Consider the following 21,055-nt stretch of genomic DNA (forward strand, 5'->3'; position numbering starts at 1 on the left):
GGGCTGGATTGTAGACCTGCAGAGCCGTCAATGATCTGCGGACTGACTGGAGATTGATCCGACACAGGCGCAGGGCTGGGAGGCACCGCGCGCAGACGGGGTGTGGCTGGCTTGCCTGGCTGATTGCTGCCTTTGCGCCCGGTGCCAGGGCGGGGGGGGATGGTTGTATCGGTCAAATTTTATCCCCATCCGCCAGTAGGCCCATGTCCCGCGCCAGCATCAACTGGATCAACACGACTTCGTATTTCGCTTCGATGTGATCCTGCTCGCGCTGAACCAGTTCTTCATAGATTGAAACAACGTCCATCACTGGGCGCTGACCGGCCTCGAACTGGGCTTTGAACAGCCGGTAGGTCTCGCGGCTGGCCCGCGCCAGCGCGGCGGTCTCCAGTGTCTGGCGCTGATAAGAGGCCAGACGCTGGACCTGACGGGAGTGGCTGCGCCTTGCGTTTTCCTCGGCTTCACCGATTTGACGGCGGGCGGCTTCTTTCGAGACTTCGATGGCCTTTAGCGCCGCCCCGGTACCCAGCCCCAGGGGTTCGGCGAGATCCAGGGTCAAACCCGCGCCGGACCCGTCTGACGTGATGTTCCCAGCGGCAGAGATCTGTGGCAAAAGTCCAGCCCGGTTAATCACGGCCTGTGCGACGCCGCGGTTGGCGGTGGCTTCAGATTTCAGCACCGAAAGATATTGCACCGTTTCAGGCGGTGTCCCGAGGTCGAGCTTACCGGGCTTTTCCGAAAAGCTTTGCCCTGTCATCGCCTTGAGCTCGGCGCGCGCCGTTGTAGCAGCATCCAGGGCGGTTGTACGGGCATTGCGCATACCGTTGATCTTGCTATCGACCACATTCAGATCAGAGCGATCGGACAACCCGCCGTCTACCCGACCTGAAACAATGCGGCGAAACTCCTGCATCTGGGTCAGGGCGCGGCTATTATAGGCGGCTTTTTCATCGCCGCGCAGCCCCGCCAGATAGAGCCCGACGGCATCTTCGACCCGCTCGTTCATATCAACCGAAAGATTGACCGCAGCGACTTCGACATCGGCGGCGGCAAAGGCGCGTTCGGCTTTGCGGCGCCCATTGTCAAAAAGCACCTGCTGAATAAGCATACCTGCCACAAGGTCGCCCAGATCCGTCAGGCTGACAGAGGGTCCGATTGATGGCAGCCAGTTTTTGGATTCGGCTTCGGCGCGCAGCTTAGCGCTGATCAACTCTGCCTCGGAAGCGCGGGCCGAGGCGGCCACGGCGGCCTCGGCGACGTCATTATAAACGGTACCTTCTGCCAACAATGAGCGGCGCTCAAGCAGGGTTGAGATCACCTCTGATGTGGCCTCGCCCTCAGACTGCACAAAATTGCCACCACGCCGAGAGACTTCGGACTCTTCAGCAGATTTGCCCGCAAGAAACGGCATACCATCAGCGCAGCCAGCGAGGCTGCACATGAGTGCTAATGCGCCAATGGGTCGTGCCAGTTGCATACTGCCCCTCGCCCTTTTTGTAGGGTTTTGGTTGGGACCGGCAGCGGTCAGGGACTGTGCCGGTCCGATTGATCAGATGATGACGGTGACGTCTTGATCAATGACCAGGGTCGTGCCGTCGTTGCCGACGGTGTAGACGTTATAGTTCTCACCACCGACATTACGAGTCCCAGCCAAGGTAGCGCCTGCGACGGTGACACTGTCATCACCTGGGGTGCTGCCGCTGTGGATGGTCAAGGTATCCGAGTTCTCAGAGAGCGCCTTGATATCCGCTTCGGTCAGAACAAGAGAAACATTGCTTGCCGCGCCAAGATCCAACTCGTCAATGTTGAACTGGCCAAGAGAGGCATGATCCAATGTGCTGGCTGTTGTGGCATTGTCTTCGAGAACCAGTAGGGTGCTGGAACCATTCCCAAGCGAGTCGACATTGGTCACGACCAGGTCGGTGCCGTCCGGGATCGCATTGGTAAAGTCGAATTCGGTGAGACCGCGACCTTCGGTGACAACCGCGCCAGGGTTAGCGATGGAACCATCCCCTTCCAGGGTGTTGACGGTAATGGATTCACCTGTGCCTGCAATGCCTTCGACGCTGATTTCGCTGACGTATTGGCTGCCAATCTCGTAGGTGACCGAATCCAGAACTGGGGCTTCAAAGACTGTATCGACTTCAAAGTTCTCGGTCAGGGTGCTGGTGTTCCCTGCGGGGTCTGTCGCAACAATTGTTGCGGAGGCAGAATACTCACCAGCGGGGAGATCAGTGCCGGAGAACTCAGCACTCCAGTTGCCCGCAGCATCCACGGTAGCGGTCTTGGCTACACCTCGGATTGTCACGACCACCTCAGAGCCAGGCTCGACGGTGCCCTGAAGGGCAAAGCCCGCGTTCAGTTCATCCTGGTTGACGACATCATTGGCTGTCTGATTGGCATCGACGGTGAAGGGGTCCACCTCGGTGTCGATCGACAGAGTACGGGTCACAACATCTGTGTTCCCCACTGCGTCGGTGGCGTGGACTTCGATATCGACGTCGGTGGTGCCAGTTGGGATCGCACTTTGTGGAACAAGCACAGTCCAGTTGCCTGCCGCATCTACCGTCGCATTTTGAGCACCTGAGGAGCCAAAGAAGACCTGAACCGTCGACCCGGGTTCCGCAGTTCCGGTCAATTGAACACCGCCCTGGGCTTCTTGGCCGGACAGAACATCGTCTGCCCCTGCAAAGCCGCCGTTCAGTGTTGCGCTGGTTTCCGTGTCGATATGGACGGTATGGGTGCTGGTTGTGCTGTTGCCGGCCTGGTCGCTAGAGGTGACCTCGACGGTGCTTGCATAATTGTTGCCGCCAGCGATTTGCGCGCTGCTATAGTCTACCGACCATGTACCGTCTCCTGCCACGGTTGTTGTCTGAGTAACACCTTGGAACAAAACCGAGATCGAGCCCCCGGCCTCACCGGTCCCGGAAAGGGTGACACCATCCGAGGCTTCGGCGAAGTTGATGATATTGTCGCCTTCAACGGTGTTGATGCCGATTGGGGGCGCAATTGTGTCAACCACCAAGGTCTCGGTATAGTTGGCGCTATTGCCAAAATCGTCTGTGGTGGTGATGGAAACACCTGTGGTGTACTCGCCGGTGTTGATTTGACCCGAGTCAAAAGTCACCGACCAGCTGCCATCTGTGCCAACTGTTGTTGTCTGGGTATGGCCGTTGATGACCACGCTGACGCTTGCACCTGCTTCACCGGTGCCGGTGATGACAGTACCAGAAGAGTGTTCACTGCCGTTGACAATATCGCCAGTGGATTGCGTGCCACTGGTAACGTCCAGGTCTGGTGGAGTGGTGTCGATGATGACAGAAGGGCCGTCCAGATCATGTGTTGTACCGTCGGGGTCGACGACCCGCACGGTGGTGTCATAGTTGCCATCGCCAGGCAGGGCCACAACCGGGAAAGTGACTTCCCAAGTGCCATCATCCTTGATGGTTCCTGTCTGGGTTTCACCGCCAACATTGACCTCTACCTCAGCTCCAGGGGTGCCGGTGCCGGTGATCACAATTGGGTCAGTGGTGGCATCCGCGACGGGGTAGCTTGCATCGGGGTCATCCACGGTTGGAATGATGGTGCTGCCACCACCGCCGCCACCGCCGCCACCACCACCGCCGGCGATGACTGCGGCTCCCGCTACACCGGCCGCTGCACCAGCAGCACCCAGACCGCCAAAGAGAGGGGCAGCAAGCGGGGCAATAACCGGCTCGATGCGGTCAACATCCAAGAAGACCATTTCGTCATAAGCGGACCATTTGCCGGAGATATCCAAAGGCTCGTAGCTGGCAAATAGCGCGCCTTCGGCCTTGTCTTCTAGCACGACCTCGACAAAATTCCCTTCCTCGCTGAGGAACAGGTTCTTACCGCCTGGGGTGCCATTGCTATAGTAGTTCTGCAACACAAGGATCTGGCCATCTGCCAGGACCAAGTGAAGATCTGATCCGCGCCTGACATAGGCGTCGATATCCGACGCGCTGAGGTTCAGCGAGATATCTTTGGAGTGCGTGACGTTGAGAAGTGAGGGAGACCCCTCGGAAAAAGTGCTTTGACGTGTAGTCCCCGATAGATCTCGGGTGATAAATCCAACAGTGCTCATTTTTTTGCCGCTCGTTTAGAGACCACACAACGCCCTAAATCATGGGATTGCGGTGAGTCCGGTGCCTGTATGTTTCTGCCGAAGGCCGTTCTTTGCGGCCATATTGTGGGTATATTGCGTCTAATTTTAATCAAATGTAGGCGGCCCAAGCAGAAACTGGGGATAAATTGCGGTCTATAGTGTCTTGTTTGCCGCAGGTTTTCCGCCTTGGGGGGGCTGGTCCGCCCTATTTTTGGCCACATGTTAACAAAAGGTTAACAGATAGGCTCCTCTTTGGGCACCGTGCTGCGGCGAAATTCTGGGGCAGATTTAGACTGAAATCGGGGGGAAGAGCGCCTGGCTTGTGTCTTGGAAATGACAAACAGTCGCCCAGATGAGCTGCAGCTCAGCGCTACATCAGTGGCTCCGCAGGGGGGCATGTGCAGGGGGCTCCTGGACCAAGATCAAAGCTGTGGGTGAAATTGTGAAGAGTTTTTGATAAAAATCTTCTGGCAATTAATTAAAAATACACCAGTTCCTAATAGTATGGAACTCGCAAATAGTGTACCCTTTCGGAATACTGAACGGCGTTTGAGACTCTCGATTGCCGGACCAAGCCCCCTGATCAGAGTGGGCATCCGGTGCGTAAGACGCCGTCGAACAAGAGCAGAAATCAAAACCACAAACCACCGCGGGCATCCGTGGCCCAGACTATGGGGTCTCTATGTCTGTGCGTGTCTTCACCGCCAGGAGAAAGGGCGAAGCGTAAACCAGGAGGCTAGATCCCGATGAAAGACATTGCCGAGATATTTGTAGAGCAATACGGCCAGACACGCGAACAGGAGATGTCCCTTTATGACTATCTCAATGGGTGTCGCGATGATCCGAGCCTCTATGCCAATGTGGCCGAGCGCATGCTCAAGGCCATCGGCGAAGAGGAGCTTGTTGATACCTCCAAGGACGCCCGACTGGGGCCGATCTTTCAGAACCGAACGATTAAGCAATATCGCGCCTTCAAAGACTTCTACGGTATGGAAGACACCATCGAGCGGATCGTGGGCTATTTCCGTCATGCGGCTCAGGGTTTAGAAGAGCGTAAACAGATCCTCTATCTGTTGGGGCCGGTGGGTGGCGGGAAATCCTCGTTGGCGGAGCAGCTCAAGCGGCTGGTTGAAGATCAGCCGATCTATGTGCTTAAGGCGGGTGATCAGCTCTCGCCAATCTTTGAAAGCCCCCTGGGTTTGTTTGACCCTCAGCGCATGGGTAAGGTGCTGGAAGAGGAATACGGCATCGCACGGCATCGGTTGCCGGGGTTGATGTCGCCCTGGGCAGTGCAGCGGTTGGATGAGTTTGGCGGTGACATCAGCAAGTTCACCGTGGCGCGGATCTATCCCTCAGGGCTACGACGTATGGCAGTTGCCAAGGTGGAGCCGGGTGATGAGAATAATCAGGACATCTCGACCCTCGTGGGCAAGGTGGACATTCGCCAGCTTGAGCATTTCAGCCAGGACAATCCAGACGCTTATAGTTTTTCGGGCGGCTTGAACCGCGCCAATCAGGGTGTGCTGGAATTTGTCGAAATGTTCAAAGCGCCCATCAAGATGTTGCATCCACTTCTCACTGCGACGCAGGAAGGCAACTATATGGGCACCGAGAGCTTTGGTGCCATTCCTTTCACCGGCTTGGTTCTGGCGCATTCCAATGAAAGCGAATGGCAGGCTTTCAAGAACAACAAAAACAATGAAGCTGGACCTGTCACGGTTTGATGCCGCTCCTTTGATAGCATTTACTGCAACAAAGGAGATGAACTATGGGACTGAAACGGACAGACGAATTTCGACAAGATGCGGTGCGCATCGCATTAACCAGTGGGCTGACGCGTAAGCAGGTGGCTGACGATCTGGGTGTTGGCATGTCGACGTTGAACAAATGGATCACTGCACACCGAGACACAGACGTGGTTTCCAAAGAGGATTTGAGCCTGGCTCAAGAGAATGATCGACTTCGACGGGAGAACCGGCTCCTGAAGGAGGAGAGGGAGATCTTAAAAAAAGCCACCCAGTTCTTTGCGGGCCTAAAGCAATGAGATTTAGGTTTGTCGAAGAACACAGGGGCAGCTTTCCAGCCGCCCGGTTGTGCGAGGTCGTCGGTGTCAGCGCACGCGGGTTACGCGCATTCCGCAGTCGCCCAGCCAGTCGTAGGCAGCGATCTGATCTGGTCACGCTGGCTCATATCAAAGAGCAGTCGCGGCTTAGTTTGGGGAGCTATGGCCGCCCACGAATGACCGAAGAGTTGAAGGAGATCGGTTTGAACGTGGGCCACCGTCGTGTTGGCAGGTTGATGCGCCAGAACGGGATATCTGTTGTCAGAACACGCAAACACAAGGTCACGACAGACAGTGACCACAAGTTCAATATCGCGCCGAACTTGCTGGATCGAAACTTCTCAGCTGACCTGCCAAATCAAAAGTGGGCGGGGGATATCAGCTATGTCTGGACCCGCGAAGGCTGGCTGTATCTGGCCGTGATCCTCGATCTGCATTCAAGGCGTGTTATCGGCTGGGCCGTGAGCAATCGGATGAAACGCGACTTGGCGATCCGGGCGTTGAATATGGCCATCGCGTTCCGGCAGCCGCCCAAAGGCTGCATCCATCATACGGATCGCGGGTCGCAATATTGTTCCCATGACTACCAGAAAATCCTGCGCCAGAACGGCTTCAAAGTATCGATGAGCGGTAAGGGTAATTGTTACGACAACGCCGCCGTCGAGACGTTCTTCAAGACCATCAAAGCTGAACTGATCTGGCGGCATCCTTGGGAGACCCGTCGGAAGGCTGAAATGGCGATCTTCGAATACATAAACGGGTTCTACAATCCACGCCGCCGTCACTCAGCACTGGGCTGGAAAAGCCCTGTCGCCTTCGAACGAAAGGTGGCTTAAACGAGCACTTGGGGCGGCACTAAAACGCGACAGGTCCAAGCCTTTATCGACCGGGTTTCCATCGTCAAGGTGCCCTATTGTCTGCGGGTCAGTGATGAAGCGCAGATCTATGACAAGCTGATCCAGCACAGTGAGCTGGCCGAGGCCCCCTGCGCCCCAGAGACGCTCAAGATACTGAGCCGGTTTTCGGTTCTGACCCGGCTGAAGCCCCACGAAAACTCTAATCTCTATTCCAAGATGCGGGTCTACGATGGGGAAAGCCTGAAAGATACTGATCCCAAGGCCAAGACGGTGCAGGAGTATCAGGATCGGGCCGGCGTGGATGAAGGCATGAACGGTATCTCTACGCGCTTTGCCTTCAAGGTGCTGTCTTCGACCTTCAATTTCGATACCGATGAGGTCGCTGCCGATCCCGTCCATCTCATGTATGTGCTGGAGCAAATGATCAAACGGGAACAGTTCCCGGCAGAGATCGAGGCGAAGTATCTCGAGTTCATCAAGACGGATCTGGCGCAGCGCTACGAGGAGTTTATCGGAAACGAGATCCAGAAGGCCTATCTGGAGAGCTACACAGAGTACGGCCAGAACGTCTTTGACCGCTATATTTCCTATGCGGATGCCTGGATCGAGGAGCAGGACTACAAGGACCCCGATACCGGCCAGCTCTATGATCGTGACATTCTCGACAGCGAGCTGAGCAAAATCGAAAAGCCCGTGGGCATAGCCAACCCTAAGGACTTTCGCAATGAGGTGGTGAAATTCGCCCTGCGCCATCGCGCAAATACCGGGTCAAATCCTGCTTGGAACTCCTACGAGAAGCTCCGCGATGTTATTGAAAAGCACATGTTTAGCCAGGTCGAAGAGCTGCTCCCGGTGATCAGCTTTGGCAGCAAGAAGGACAGCAAGACTGAGAGCAAGCACCAGGAGTTCGTCGAACGTATGCGCAGCCATGGCTATACTGACCGCCAGGTGCGGCGCCTGGTTGAGTGGTACATGCGGGTCAACAAGGCCGGGTAACGGGGACGCTGCAAGATGCATCAATTCATCGACAGACGCGCCAACCCTAAGGGCAAAAGCCACGGCAATCGTCAAAGGTTCCTACGCCGCGCCCGGGACAATATTAAAGAGCGTGTAGACAGATCGGTTCGTGACAAATCCATTCAGGATGGGGAGGGGGTCGCGGCCGAAGGCGAAAAAGTGACGATCCCATCAAAAGGGCTGCAAGAGCCAAGGTTTTTTCACGGACCTGGTGGCAATCGCAAACACGTTCTGCCAGGGAACAAGGAGTTTGTAGTTGGCGATACCATCCCTAAACCGGATGGCGGTTCAGGTCAGGGCGGGGGCAAGGCCTCAGAAGAGGGCGAGGGGAGTGATGATTTTTCCTTTACCCTCACGCGCGACGAATATCTGGAGATCCTGTTTGATGGGTTGGAGCTGCCGGATCTGGTGGAGAAATCCACTGTCGAGACCGAGACAATTGGCAGTCGCCGCGCTGGGCTGACCACAGCTGGCACGCCCAATAACCTTAACCTCGTCCGTACCATGCGCAATTCTTTGGGGCGGCGTATAGCTCTTCGGCGGCCGTCGGCCCAGGCAGAGGCGGATCTGGAGGCTGAAATAGAAGTGCTGACGGGCTTGCCGTCGCCGACGAAGGCGCAGGTCGCGTTGTTGGAGGACTTGCAGACGAGGCTGGAGGCGTTGCAGCGCAAACGTAAGGTTGTGGGCTATATCGACCCAATTGATCTGCGGTTTGACACGCATGTGCCGGAGAAAATTAAAAAATCCCGTGCAGTGGTCTTTTGCCTGATGGATGTGTCGGGCTCGATGCAGGAGCGTGAAAAGGATCTGGGCAAGCGGTTTTTTCTGCTGCTGCATCTGTTCTTGTCACGCTGCTATGAACACACCGAACTGGTTTTTATCCGCCATACCCATGTCGCTGAGGAGGTGGATGAGGAAACCTTTTTCTATGCCCGGGAAACCGGCGGCACCATCGTTTCTACCGCCCTGGATAAAATGCGTGAGGTTATCGCGGAACGTTTCCCTGCACAGGAGTGGAATATCTACGGTGCGCAGGTGTCCGATGGAGAGAACTTTGGCAATGACTCGGTCCGCTGCAGGAAGCTGTTGCTCGACGATCTACTGCCAGTCTGTCAATACTACGCCTATATGGAGATTGTCGAAGAAGGTGCCGATGCGGTTCTGAACAACCCGGAGGCCGGGGATGATCTTTGGCAAAACTACCGGACGGTGAAGGCGCAGACACCGCATTTTGAGATGCAGCGGGTGTCCCATGCGGCGCATATCTATCCTATCTTCAGAGAGTTTTTCCTACCCCGGATAAAAGGAGGTCAAAATGCTTGACGTAAAACCGGGGTCCAACTTGCTGTTTGACGGGCCTGAGTGGAGCTTTGAGCTGTTGGAAAAGGCCCGCGATGCCATCGAGGACATCGCGCTTAATGATCTGGGGTTGAACGTCTACCAGAACCAGATCGAAATCATCTCGGCGGAGCAGATGCTGGATGCCTATTCCTGCACCGGGCTGCCCCTGATGTACCAGCATTGGTCCTTTGGCAAACATTTTGCTCGCGACGAGGCACTCTATCGTACTGGGCGACAGGGATTGGCCTATGAAATCGTGATCAACTCTAATCCCTGCATCAGTTATAACATGGAAGAAAACACCATGGCGATGCAGACACTGGTTATGGCCCATGCGGCCTTTGGCCATAATCACTTTTTCAAGAACAACTACCTGTTTCTGCAATGGACGGATGCCGATGGCATTCACGACTATCTCGCTTTTGCTAAGAACTATATTGCTGCCTGTGAGGAACGCTACGGACTGGATGCAGTCGAGGAAATCTTGGATTCAGCTCATGCATTGCAAACCCAGGGGGTGTTTCGCTATGGGCGTCCACCCAAACCCACCGCGCAGGAGTTGGAAGCCATGCAACGGGTTCGTGATGGCCATGAGAGTGCGCGGAGCCTGTTGGACATATGGACGGATGCCACTTTGGGAAAAACAAAGGAAGGGGAGCATCCTGACGAGCCTCAAAGTGCGCGGCGCAAGAGCCTCAACCTGCCGCAGGAGAACATTCTCTATTTTCTGGAAAAGCACAGCCCGATCCTGAAGCCCTGGCAGCGTGAGTTGCTGCGCATCGTACGGATGCTTGCGCAGTATTTCTATCCCCAGAAACAGACCAAGGTGATGAATGAGGGATGCGCCACATTTGTGCATTATTACATCATCAATGAGTTGTTCTCGCAGGGGCGTCTGTCTGAGGGCGCCTTTATGGAAATGATGCACAGCCATACCAATGTGGTGTTGCAGCCTGAATATGACGATCCGCGCTATTCTGGGATCAACCCCTATGCGCTGGGCTTTGCCATGATGATGGATATCAAGCGGATCTGCGAAACCCCCACGCAGGAGGACCGAGAGTGGTTTCCGGATCTCGCAGGTCATGCGGACTGGCGTGCGGTGCTGCGCGATGCCTGGGCCAACTACCGGGATGAGAGCTTCATCCAGCAGTTCCTGTCGCCGCATTTGATGCGCAAGTTTAAGCTTTTTACCCTGGTGGATGATGCGGACCAAAAGGACCTGGTGGTGAGCCAGATCCACAACCGGGCGGGGTACAAGGAAATCCGCCGTTCCTTGGCGCAGCAATATGATCTGGCCTATTTAGAACCTGATATCCAGGTCACAGATGCAGATTTGAGCGGGGATAGGCGCCTGATCCTTTCCCATACGGTACGTGATGGGATCCAGTTGGAAGAGAAGAACAAGGAGGAGGTCCTGCGCCATCTTCGCACACTTTGGGGCTATGATGTTTGCCTGAATGCGGTGGAAACCGTGGTCGAGCGTTAGTCGGTTTCGGGTGGCAAGCGGCGATTTGTTCTTCGATCACAATGGATTTTCTTGAATGGCATTCGACCCCTGACATTGGAAGCCAGGGGGCAGCGCAGAAATCAGGCGCGACCCCATTATTGGGTGTCGCGCCTGTTGTGTTCTAGGTTCTGTAGTATGGGAAGGCTGCGCGGGCTTCTAGAATTCTACCACGGCGCGGATAGATTTGCCGGCGTGCATGAGTTCAAAACCCTCGTTGATCTGATCCAGCGTAAGCTTATGGGTGATCATTGGATCGATCTCGATCTTGCCGTCCATGTACCAGTCCACAATCTTGGGCACGTCTGTACGACCCGAAGCGCCGCCAAAGGCGGTGCCGCGCCAGCTGCGGCCAGTGACCAGCTGGAACGGACGGGTGGAGATTTCGGCACCTGCAGGGGCGACACCGATGATAATGCTTTCGCCCCAACCTTTGTGCGCAGCTTCAAGCGCGGTACGCATGACGTTTACGTTGCCCGTGGCATCAAAGGTGTAATCTGCGCCGCCACCGGTCACCTCGACCAGATGCGCCACCAGATCGCCGCTCACTTCGGCTGGATTGACAAAATGGGTCATGCCAAAATGCGTGGCCATCTCGACCTTGCCAGGATTGAGATCAACGCCGACGATCTGATCCGCACCTGCCAGTTTCAGTCCCTGAATGACGTTCAACCCAATACCGCCGAGACCAAAAACAATGGCCGTCGAGCCGATCTCGACCTTGGCGGTGTTGATCACAGCGCCGATGCCGGTGGTTACGCCGCAACCAATGTAGCAGATCTTATCGAATGGCGCGTCCTTGCGCACCTTGGCCAGGGCTATTTCCGGAACCACAGTGTGGTTGGCAAAGGTCGAGCACCCCATGTAGTGGTGAATGGGGGTCCCATCGAGCATCGAAAACCGGGTGGAGCCATCCGGCAGCAGTCCCGCGCCCTGGGTCGAGCGGATCGCCTGGCACAGGTTCGTTTTGGGGTTGAGACAGTATTCGCATTCGCGGCACTCGGGTGTGTAGAGCGGGATAACGTGATCACCCACCTCCAGGCTGGTCACGCCTTCGCCGACTTCGATGACGATACCTGCGCCCTCATGGCCTAGAATAGCGGGGAAAATACCTTCGGGATCATCTCCAGAGCGGGTGAACTCATCCGTGTGGCACAGGCCTGTAGCCTTGATCTCCACCAGAACCTCGCCGGCCTTTGGCCCATCAAGGTTCACTTCCATAACTTCGAGCGGCTTGCCCGGAGCAACTGCAACAGCGGCACGTGTGCGCATCATCAATCCGATCCTTCGTCCTGTTTTGGCAGCTTGTTGAGGACATCGCCCCAAACGGTACCTATCATGTTTTGCCCAGGTGAGACGTAGGCCTGGTTTAACGCAGGGCTATGGACAGGAGAGCCTGTCCTGCCGCGCTGGGCTAACCCAGCGTTACAACCGCCTAAGCTCTCTCGCAAGGGCTTGCTTGATCTCTACAAAATACTGCGGTGCGCCAGGGTTCTAAAAACGACTAAAACGGCTATTCTGCGGCCTTCGCCCGCGTCAGCGGCAGCGAGCAGTTTAGACGCCGTTTTTGACCTTGTTGATGAAACGGCCAGAGTTGGCGACAGTTCAGAGAAGGCTTGGCAGCAGAACTTTAGGGGCTGTCGGAAAAGAAGGGTGTTTTTCTGGAGCTTGGGGCTTGACCTTCCCCTAACTGGAGGCCCCAAATGAGGTCCCAGACGAGGAAAATCACTGGATTTCGCTATGCAAGATCGCCAAATATCGATGCAGATCACGGGGCTTAGTTGTGCGGGCTGTGTTGGTCGGGCCGAAAAAGCCCTGGCCGCATTACCGGGCGTAACTGAGGCCTCGGTCAATCTAGCGACCGCCAAGGGGCAGGTCCAGGCCATGCCGGATCTTGAACCAGCGGTGCTCGTTTCGGCACTCGAGCAGGCCGGCTATCCGGCGGCCTTGTCCCAGCTGAGCCTGGATATAGAAGGGCTGAGCTGTGCCTCCTGCGTGGGGCGGGCCGAGGCGGCCTTGAGGGCGGTGCCTGGCGTTGTTTCAGCAGAGGTAAACCTGGCCACTCAACGGGCTGAGATCCGTTACCTGACTGGGGCGACCCGCGCGGCAGACTTGCGTGCGGCCAGTACAAAGGCGGGCTATCCTGCTTCTTTGCGAGGCTCCGAAGCGGATGCTGCAGAACAGGCGCAACAGCGCCGGGGGCAAGAAATCACCGCCCTGAGCCGACAGCTGAGCCTTGCCGCCGTCTTGACCTTGCCCGTTTTCGTGATCGAAATGGGCAGCCACATGGTGCCTGCGATGCATCATTGGGTGATGGCCAATATCGGGCACAGCAATAGCTTTTTACTGCAGTTTGTCCTCGCTACCTTGGTGTTGATTGGCCCTGGGCGGCACTTCTACAGCAAGGGTGTGCCAGCTTTGCTGCGCGGTGCGCCAGATATGAATGCGCTCGTGGCGCTGGGAACGGCTGCTGCTTATGGGTTCTCGGTGATCTCAACGTTCTTTCCGCAGGTATTGCCTGTGGGAACGGCCAATGTCTATTTTGAAGCCGCCTGTGTCATCGTGGTTCTGATCCTGGCCGGGCGCCTGCTGGAGGCCCGCGCCAAGGGGCGTACAGGGGCGGCGATCCGGAAACTGGTCTCTCTGCAGCCCAAAACGGCAGAACTGATCAGCGGCGACAGTGTGATCGAAACCCCGGTGGAAGAGATCGCGCCAGGTGATCTGATCCGGCTGCGTCCGGGTGCGCGCATTGCCGTGGATGGTGAGGTGACTTCTGGCAGCTCCTTTGTGGATGAGAGCATGTTGAGCGGCGAGGCTGTGCCAGTCGAAAAAGGCAAAGCAGCGCGTCTGTCGGCCGGGACCGTCAATGGCTCTGGGGTGCTGGAGTTTCGCGCCACCCATGTGGGGCGGGATACCGCGCTGGCGCAGATCATCCAGATGGTTGAGCAGGCACAGGGGGCAAAACTGCCGGTTCAGGGAATGGTCGATCGTATTACGCTTTGGTTTGTACCTGCTGTTTTGCTGGCGGCCTGTTTGACGGTGCTGGCTTGGCTGATCCTGGGGCCTGCGCCCGCGCTGCCCTTGGCGTTGGTGGCGGGGGTTTCGGTGCTGATTATTGCTTGCCCCTGCGCCATGGGGCTCGCGACGCCCACCTCGATCATGGTGGGTATTGGCCGGGCAGCGCAGATGGGGGTGCTGTTTCGCAAAGGCGATGCCCTGCAAAAGCTGCAAGCGGTTCAGGTGGTGGCGCTAGATAAAACCGGCACCTTGACTGCTGGTCACCCGGCATTGACCAATCTTCAACCCGCAGAGGGCTTTGTGAGCGATGAGGTGCTGCGGCTTGTCGGTGCCGCGGAGGCACAGTCAGAGCATCCCATCGCCAAAGCCTTAGTTGCGGCTGCTGGCAAAGACCTGCCCAAGGCGCAAAGCGTCGAAGCGCTGCCGGGGTTTGGCCTGCGGGCGCAGGTGGAGGGTAACGAGGTGTTGGTCGGGGCTGCGCGTCTGATGCAGCGCGAAGGTATCGATGCTGTTGCACTGGCCGCTTTGGCGCAGAGCTGGGCGGCGGAGGGCGAGACGCCGTTTTATGTGGCGCTCAACGGTCAGCTCGCGGCGGTTCTAGCAGTTGCTGATCCTATCAAACAAGGCACCGCGCAGGCGATAGCAGCGCTACAGGCCCGGGGAATAAAAGTGGCGATGATCACCGGCGATGCCGAAGCAACAGCCCAGGCCATTGCCACGCGGCTAGGCATTGATGCCGTGCGCGCCGAGTGCCTACCAGGGGACAAGGTCGCGGCCATGAAGGAGCTGCAGGACAGTTTTGGGTCACTTGCCTTTGTTGGGGATGGCCTCAACGATGCACCAGCCCTGGCGGCTGCCGATGTGGGAGTTGCCATCGGCACCGGCACGGATGTCGCAATCGAGGCCGCAGATGTGGTGTTGGTCTCGGGTGATTTGCGCGGGGTGCAGGACGCGCTCACAATCAGTGGTGCTACGATGCGCAATATCCGCCAGAACCTTGGCTGGGCCTTTGGTTACAACGTTCTCCTGGTGCCGGTGGCTGCGGGCGTGCTCTATCCTTCTGGCGGGCCATTGCTGTCTCCGGTGTTGGCGGCGGGGGCAATGGCGCTGTCCAGCGTTTTCGTCCTCAGTAACGCGCTGCGCTTGCATCGGCTGAAATCCAGCTTAGATGAAAAGGCAGAGATGCCGAGGAACGGCACAGCTTCTCTTCGCCCCGCCACCTGACGCCGCAGCATGAGGTTCGCATGAATATCGGTGATGTATCAACCCGCTCGGGCCTGCCGGCCAAGACTATCCGCTATTATGAGGATATCGGCCTGATTAAACCGCGGCGCAGCGAAAACGGCTATCGATGTTTTGTCGAGGCAGATCTTCACAAGCTGGCTTTTCTGGGCCGGGCGCGGGCCCTCGGGTTCACCATAGAAGACTGCCGCATGTTGATGGCGCTATATGAGGATGAAAGCCGGGCCAGTGGTGACGTCAAACAATTGGCGCTGGAACATCTTAGCAAGATCGAGACCAAAATCGCAGACCTTGAGGCGATGCGGGATACCCTGACCGAGCTGGTGCATTGCTGTGCTGGTGACAGCCGCCCGGACTGCCCGATTTTGAAAGACCTGTCTGGCAAGGTGTGACTGGGCGGACTGTGTTGGGTTAAATGCGGCTAGCGCCAGATTGGATTGGACCAGGCCCGCCTGCCAGCGCGATCAATCACCGTGACGCGCAGCCAGGCACTGTCTTTGAAACGGTCCAGAGGGATACGTGCCTGGGTCAGACTATCTCCGTGCTGCGACACGGCAGCAGACCCGTGCCCCTGAACGATAACGGTGGAAACCGCCGAACAGGCCAGATCAATAAAACTGTCATTCACGGCGAGAGCTTTGAGTTCAGGCCCCTGCGAAGAATAAAAATGCCCTGCCTTCAAGGCTTCGAGAAGCAGTTCGGGTTCATTGGCCTCGGCCTTGACCATGACCCAGCCGCCAAAATGGTCGGGGCCTGAAAAATGGGCATCATCAGTGGCGATGAAGGTCAAATCGCGCCCTTCGGACAGCAGCAGGTCCGCAACATGCAGACCCTCGCCGCGGTCACATTCCACGGCACAGCCATGGTTGTAGATTTCCACCGCATGGGCGGCTTTGATCGAACGGGCATCAGCCAGAGTAAGCCCGGACCAATGGGGATGGGCCACGGCGACAAAGGCCCCGGCATCGCGGGCACGCTGCGCCAGCTCCGGCCCGGTTTCCTGCCCCTCGACGGGATGGAAGTCAGGGGAATTTGAGGGGGCGAAATCTGCGGGCAGGCCCACGGCAACGAGATGCCATAATTCGCCATTTTCCATCGCGCCGGAATGCACCTCAGCGCCGAGGATGGTGGTAAAGACCTCATCGCGGAAGGCGGCGGTATCTGTAATGGGGTATTCATAGCGGCCAACAAAGTGATCGGTCAGCGCGATAAAGTCATAGCCTTCGGATTTGTAGCGGCGGCAAACCTCAGCGGGATCCAATACCCCATCCGAACGGTTGGAATGGGTATGCAGATTCCCACGAAAAAAAGTGCCGGGGGCGGCAAAGGTAGCGTGCAGCATTGGCTATGTCTCCAGTTGGTTTGGAGGGCAGCTAGCGGTCACCGGTAATGGATTTTTGACAGCAATGTTTGAGTTTCATGACGCTTGCCCAGTAGCGGATCGGCAGCGTTCCAAAATGGACGAGCGGCGAGGACTGATATGAGGATCAGCCCTTCGCCGCCCAGCTTGATTATTGTGGGCGCAAACCTAGTATCTCGCGGGCCTGCTGCCAGCTGGCGACGGGGCGCTCGTATTTGTCGCACAGATCAGCAGCACGCTGTACCAGAGCCGCGTTTGATGGCGCCAGGGTTTCACGGGTAAGGCGCAGGTTATCCTCAAGTCCGGTGCGGGTATGACCCCCTGCGGCAATTGCCCATTCATTGATCTGAATCTGGCCTGGACCGATTCCGGCCCCGCACCATTCCGCCTCAGGCGCCAGGCGCTCTACCGTTTTGATGTAGAAATCAAAGGTTTCACTATCCACCGGCATGGCGTTTTTCACACCCATGACAAATTGAACATAGAGCTTGCCGGTAATACGCCCGTCATGGTTCATCTTCACCGCTTGGTGGATATGGCTCAGGTCAAAGGCCTCTATTTCGGGCTTAACCTCATATTGGCGCATCTCGCTGGCGAGCCAGTCCACGAGCTCCGGCGGGTTCTCATACACGCGGGTGGGGAAGTTGTTGGACCCTACAGATAGCGAAGCCATGTCGGGGCGCAAAGACAGCATGCCGCCGCGCTCCTTGCCTGCGCCAGAGCGCCCGCCAGTGGAGAGCTGCACAATCATCCCGGGGCAGTGCTTGTTCAGCCCTTCCAATAGGCGGCCAAACTTTTCTGGATCAGATGAGGGCGTTTGATCGTCATTGCGCACATGACAATGGGCAATCGAGGCACCAGCTTCAAACGCCGCTTGGGTGCTTTCAATCTGTTCGGAAATGGTGACGGGCACCGCCGGATTGTGCTCCTTGCGAGGCACGGATCCGGTGATGGCAACGCAGATGATACAGGGCTTTCCCTGGCTCGAGGTGTTCATAGATGCTCCCTTTAAATGTCAAAAAAGACGGTTTCATCGTCGCCCTGAAGGCGGATGTCGAAACGATACACCGTCTCACCGTCGCGTTCACTGCGTTTTGCAATCAACGTCTCGCGGCGTTTTTCCCATTCAATCACATTGATGACCGGATCAGCCGCGTTGGCCTCTGCCTCATCGTCAAAATAAAGCCGGGTGTTGAGCCCCACATTAATGCCGCGGGCGACGATCCACAGGTTGATATGCGGTGCCATCATCTGGCCATTGCGGCCCATCAGGGCGCCGGGTTTGACCGTATCAAACGCCCATTCGCCGGTTTCAAAATTGGTGATCACCCGGCCCCAGCCGCGAAAGCCCTCTTCGACGCTCTCATGTCCGGCATGTTCTGGGTGTGGATAGACACCATCTGCATTGGCCTGCCAGACCTCTAGCAGCACGTCCTTGACCGGGGATCCGGTGCCGTCGATGACCAGGCCTTCGACACGGATGCGCTGGCCTTTGGCATTTGGGCCGGCGATGTCCTGGCCCAGTTCCTGATCGTAGATCTGAAACCCAGCCGCGCCAGGGGCGAGGCCGATATGCACATAGGGGCCAGCGGTCTGTGAAGGGGTTTCTTTCAGATACTCAAGTGATTGTGGCATTAGTTCCCCTCCAGACGGTTTTCAAACAGGGTTGAGCGGCGGCCGCGCAGCACGATGTCGAATTTATAGGCGATGGTATCCAGCGGAATGGTGGCGTTCATGTCGAGCTTGGCAATCAGCTGCTCGACCGCTTCCGGGTCGGGAATTGTCGCCACGATGGGGCATGTTTTGACCAGCGGGTCGCCCTCAAAATACAGCTGGGTGATCAGGCGCTGGGCGAACCCTGTGCCAAAGACCGAAACATGGATATGCGCAGGCCGCCAGTCATTGACCCAGTTGCGCCAGGGATAGGCGCCGGGTTTCACGGTGCGAAAGTAATAATAGCCATTCTCATCGGTCATGGTGCGGCCACAGCCACCAAAGTTGGGATCGATTGGCGCCAGATAGGTGTCTTTCTTATGGCGATACCGACCACCCGCATTGGCCTGCCAGATCTCGACCAAGGTGTTTGGTACTGGACGGGCGTTTTCGTCCAAAACCCGGCCATGCACGATGATGCGCTCACCAATGGGGCTTTGGTCCGGCTGGGCATAGTTGGACAACAAATCGTTGTCGATCGGTGTCATGTCGCCGTGGCCAAAGCGGGGGCCGGTGATTTCGCTTGGAGTATTCTCCAAGCTTATCAGCGACAGTTTGGGCGAGCGCGCCACAGAGGTCTTGTAGTCCTTGTCAAAGGCCGGGGGGTGCCAACGGCGGTCGCGCTGGTAGAACTCGCCCTGTTTCTTTGGTGTCTGGGTCATTGTGGTTTTCCTCCTCAGGCCTTGGCTGCGGCGGCGTCGGCTTCCATTTCCGCATAGGTTTGTTTGGCAAGTTTCAGGGCGTGGTTGGCGCGAGGCACGCCCGCATAGATGGCCACGTGCTGGAAGGCTTCCAGCACGTCGGTTTTGCTGGCGCCGGTCCGGGCGGTGGCGCGGATATGCATGGGGATCTCGTCAAAGTTCCCTAGGGCGGCCAGCAAGGCCAGAGTCAACATTGAACGTTCACGCGGTGCAATGGCATCTGATGACCAAACAGTGCCCCAAGCGCCTTCGGTAATCAGGGCTTGGAAGGCCTGATCCATATCTGTCTTGGCGGCTTCGGCCCGGTCCACGTGGGCGTCGCCTAAAACGGCGCGACGGGTCACCATGCCCTGATCGTATCTGTTGTTGCTCATCCGGTGCTTTCCTTTGATTGGCAGCATGAGAAGAGTATCACATATCAAAAATGCACTGTATAATGTGAAATTCTACATGTTTGCATTGCGAAAATGATATGCGTTTATCTGCCCACCTCAAGTTACGCCACCTCGAAGTCTTCGTTGAAGTGGCACGTCAAACCAGTGTCACCCAAGCGGCAGAGGCACTGGGCATGACACAGCCTGCAGTTACCCGCGCCCTCCGAGAGCTGGAGGGGGTCTGTGGCAAACCGCTGGTAGAGCGCCACGGTCGGGGCATTCGCCTGTCACCCTATGGTGAGATGTTTCGCCACCATGCAGGGCGCAGCCTGGCTTTGGCGCGAGACGGGGTGGCGATGTTGCAGGGGCTGGAGGCCGACGAGGGGCCGCAACTGCGTATCGGTGCCTTGCCGACGGTTTCGGCGACCCTGGTGCCCGATGCCTTGGCTGAGCTGGAGGCTGGCACGGGGCGACACCGGTTCTCAGTGACCACTGGGGAGAACCAATATCTGCTGGATCTGTTGCGCCGTGGGGATTTGGATCTGGTTGTAGGGCGTTTGCCCGCGCCCGAACGTATGGTGGGGATCGATTTTGAACCGCTCTTTCACGAGCGCGTGGCCGTGGTTGTGGCAACGGGGCATCCCCTGGATCCTCTCAGCCACCTGCCATCGGGAGCCTTGCAGTCCTACCCGGTGCTGATGCCCTCAAAGGGGTCAATCATTCGTCCCTTGGTAGAACATATGTTCCTTGAGCAGGGCCTGTCGATGCCGCAGGCCCCTATCGAGACGGTCTCGGCGACATTTGGGCGGCGCTTTGTGCTGGACCATCGCGCGATCTGGTTTATCAGCCAAGGGGTGGTCCGCGCTGATCTCGCAGCTGGGGCCATGCAGGAGCTGCCCCTGGATACCACGAGCACCCAGGGGCCGGTTGGGCTGTGTATTCGCAGTGAACACCAGCTGTCGGCAATGGGAGCCCGGTTTTGCGCTAGCCTGCGGGGGCTGTGTGGTAATCTGATTGAATAGGTTTCTGCGGAGGCAGAGCTATGCCCTAGGCCCTTAGGCTGGCCAGTGCCATGCTACTGATATCGCGGGCAATTGTGTCGATGAATTCTTGCGAGGCGCCGCGCTCTGGCCGAAACCAGAACACGGGCGAGTTGAGGATCAACATTAGGCCAGCCACAGCCACAGACAGGTTTCGCTTTTCAAAGCTGCCTTCTGCAATACCGCGTGCGACTTCGGCCCGGAACAGCATTTCATACTGACGCTGTCCGGTGCGAATCTGGTCCTGCAGGTCTTGCTCGACACGGGACATTTTTTTGGCCTCTGTACCCCCCGTATAGGTCTGCAAGATGACCTTATGGTACGCGAGCGAGTTCAACACTTCGTAGATATGCCCGCGGGCCATTTTGTCCAGCGACTGAACCGCTGGCAGGCTGGTATCAATCAGTTTGGCGACCGCGTGGTGCGTGAAACCCGCGGCTCGCAGTTGTACTGCTGCAAGCAAGGCGCCTTTAGAGGGGAAATGATGGTAGATTCGCCCTTTGGTGGAGCCCAGCCGAGCCGCGATATCATCAACCGAGGCGTTTTTGACCCCCAAAGTCATAAAACAATGGGCGGCGGCGTCCAAGATCTCGCTTTTTGAGCTGCTGATCTGTTCAAACATCAAAGGTCCGCCTGCGATTCAGAATGGATCTTGGCCTATCAGACAGCCCAGACGCGAGGCAATCCCTCGCCTTGA

General features: G+C 57.2%; 15 protein-coding genes and 2 pseudogenes. 8 read left to right on the forward strand and 9 right to left on the reverse strand.

Features of this window, described 5'->3' with window-relative positions; all coding sequences use genetic code 11:
- Positions 1-172 precede the first annotated feature (172 nt).
- Positions 173-1,477 (reverse strand): TolC family protein, encoded by a 1,305-nt coding sequence (locus tag MED193_RS17605; protein WP_039966352.1) that lies wholly within the window; start codon positions 1,475-1,477, stop codon positions 173-175.
- A 72-nt stretch (positions 1,478-1,549) separates the two neighbouring features.
- Positions 1,550-4,105, reverse strand: a complete 2,556-nt coding sequence (locus MED193_RS17610) for an Ig-like domain-containing protein (protein ID WP_009811113.1) — start codon at positions 4,103-4,105, stop codon at positions 1,550-1,552.
- Positions 4,106-4,872: 767 nt separating this feature from the next.
- Here MED193_RS17610 and MED193_RS17615 point away from each other — a divergent pair.
- The 5 genes and pseudogenes from MED193_RS17615 to MED193_RS17640 all read left to right on the forward strand — a co-directional run.
- Positions 4,873-5,832, forward strand: a pseudogene (locus MED193_RS17615) (PrkA family serine protein kinase); the annotation flags it as partial.
- A gap of 62 nt (positions 5,833-5,894) precedes the next feature.
- Positions 5,895-7,024 (forward strand): IS3-like element ISRosp1 family transposase gene (locus MED193_RS17625; protein ID WP_085978289.1). Its coding sequence is split into 2 segments (ribosomal slippage): positions 5,895-6,126 and positions 6,126-7,024, totalling 1,131 coding nucleotides; the frame shifts between segments, so codons are not numbered across the junction.
- A gap of 36 nt (positions 7,025-7,060) precedes the next feature.
- A pseudogene (locus tag MED193_RS17630) lies at positions 7,061-8,041 on the forward strand (PrkA family serine protein kinase); the annotation flags it as partial.
- A gap of 15 nt (positions 8,042-8,056) precedes the next feature.
- Positions 8,057-9,385, forward strand: coding sequence for a YeaH/YhbH family protein (locus MED193_RS17635; protein WP_009811116.1), 1,329 nt, complete (start codon positions 8,057-8,059; stop codon positions 9,383-9,385).
- Positions 9,378-10,892 (forward strand): SpoVR family protein, encoded by a 1,515-nt coding sequence (locus tag MED193_RS17640; protein ID WP_009811117.1) that lies wholly within the window; start codon positions 9,378-9,380, stop codon positions 10,890-10,892. The genes MED193_RS17635 and MED193_RS17640 overlap by 8 nt, the downstream gene beginning before the upstream one ends.
- A gap of 177 nt (positions 10,893-11,069) precedes the next feature.
- Here the strand turns inward: MED193_RS17640 and MED193_RS17645 are convergent, their stop codons facing one another.
- Positions 11,070-12,182: an S-(hydroxymethyl)glutathione dehydrogenase/class III alcohol dehydrogenase gene (locus MED193_RS17645; RefSeq protein ID WP_009811118.1), complete on the reverse strand. Its 1,113-nt coding sequence runs from the start codon at positions 12,180-12,182 to the stop codon at positions 11,070-11,072.
- Positions 12,183-12,650: 468 nt separating this feature from the next.
- On the opposite strand from MED193_RS17645, the gene MED193_RS17650 reads away from it, so the two are divergent.
- Both MED193_RS17650 and cueR read left to right on the forward strand, forming a co-directional pair.
- Positions 12,651-15,152, forward strand: coding sequence for a heavy metal translocating P-type ATPase (locus tag MED193_RS17650; protein WP_009811119.1), 2,502 nt, complete (start codon positions 12,651-12,653; stop codon positions 15,150-15,152).
- A gap of 20 nt (positions 15,153-15,172) precedes the next feature.
- Positions 15,173-15,562: a Cu(I)-responsive transcriptional regulator gene (gene cueR / locus MED193_RS17655; RefSeq protein ID WP_009811120.1), complete on the forward strand. Its 390-nt coding sequence runs from the start codon at positions 15,173-15,175 to the stop codon at positions 15,560-15,562.
- A 29-nt stretch (positions 15,563-15,591) separates the two neighbouring features.
- Here the strand turns inward: cueR and MED193_RS17660 are convergent, their stop codons facing one another.
- The 5 genes from MED193_RS17660 to pcaC all read right to left on the reverse strand — a co-directional run bounded on the left by MED193_RS17660 (position 15,592) and on the right by pcaC (position 19,318).
- A complete protein-coding gene (locus tag MED193_RS17660) occupies positions 15,592-16,512 on the reverse strand; it encodes a PHP domain-containing protein (protein WP_009811121.1) in 921 nt (306 codons plus the stop codon).
- A gap of 169 nt (positions 16,513-16,681) precedes the next feature.
- Positions 16,682-17,527 (reverse strand): 3-keto-5-aminohexanoate cleavage protein, encoded by an 846-nt coding sequence (locus MED193_RS17665; RefSeq protein ID WP_009811122.1) that lies wholly within the window; start codon positions 17,525-17,527, stop codon positions 16,682-16,684.
- Between the two features lie 11 nt (positions 17,528-17,538).
- Positions 17,539-18,165, reverse strand: coding sequence for a protocatechuate 3,4-dioxygenase subunit alpha (pcaG, locus tag MED193_RS17670; RefSeq protein ID WP_009811123.1), 627 nt, complete (start codon positions 18,163-18,165; stop codon positions 17,539-17,541).
- Positions 18,165-18,905: a protocatechuate 3,4-dioxygenase subunit beta gene (gene pcaH, locus MED193_RS17675; RefSeq protein WP_009811124.1), complete on the reverse strand. Its 741-nt coding sequence runs from the start codon at positions 18,903-18,905 to the stop codon at positions 18,165-18,167. Before pcaH ends, pcaG begins: the two co-directional genes overlap by 1 nt.
- Positions 18,906-18,919: 14 nt before the next feature.
- Entirely contained in the window at positions 18,920-19,318 is a 399-nt protein-coding gene (gene pcaC, locus MED193_RS17680) for a 4-carboxymuconolactone decarboxylase (RefSeq protein WP_009811125.1), read from the reverse strand.
- A 98-nt stretch (positions 19,319-19,416) separates the two neighbouring features.
- Between pcaC and pcaQ the strand changes: the two genes are divergently transcribed.
- Positions 19,417-20,340: a pca operon transcription factor PcaQ gene (pcaQ, locus tag MED193_RS17685; RefSeq protein ID WP_009811126.1), complete on the forward strand. Its 924-nt coding sequence runs from the start codon at positions 19,417-19,419 to the stop codon at positions 20,338-20,340.
- 25 nt (positions 20,341-20,365) lie between these two features.
- On the opposite strand, the gene MED193_RS17690 is transcribed toward pcaQ, so the two are convergent.
- The gene (locus tag MED193_RS17690; RefSeq protein ID WP_009811127.1) at positions 20,366-20,980 is read right to left on the reverse strand and encodes a TetR/AcrR family transcriptional regulator; all 615 of its coding nucleotides are present in this window, start codon (positions 20,978-20,980) and stop codon (positions 20,366-20,368) included.
- Positions 20,981-21,055: the final 75 nt, after the last annotated feature.

Origin of the sequence: Roseobacter sp. MED193, assembly GCF_000152965.1 — a bacterium.
Classification (GTDB): domain Bacteria; phylum Pseudomonadota; class Alphaproteobacteria; order Rhodobacterales; family Rhodobacteraceae; genus Pseudophaeobacter.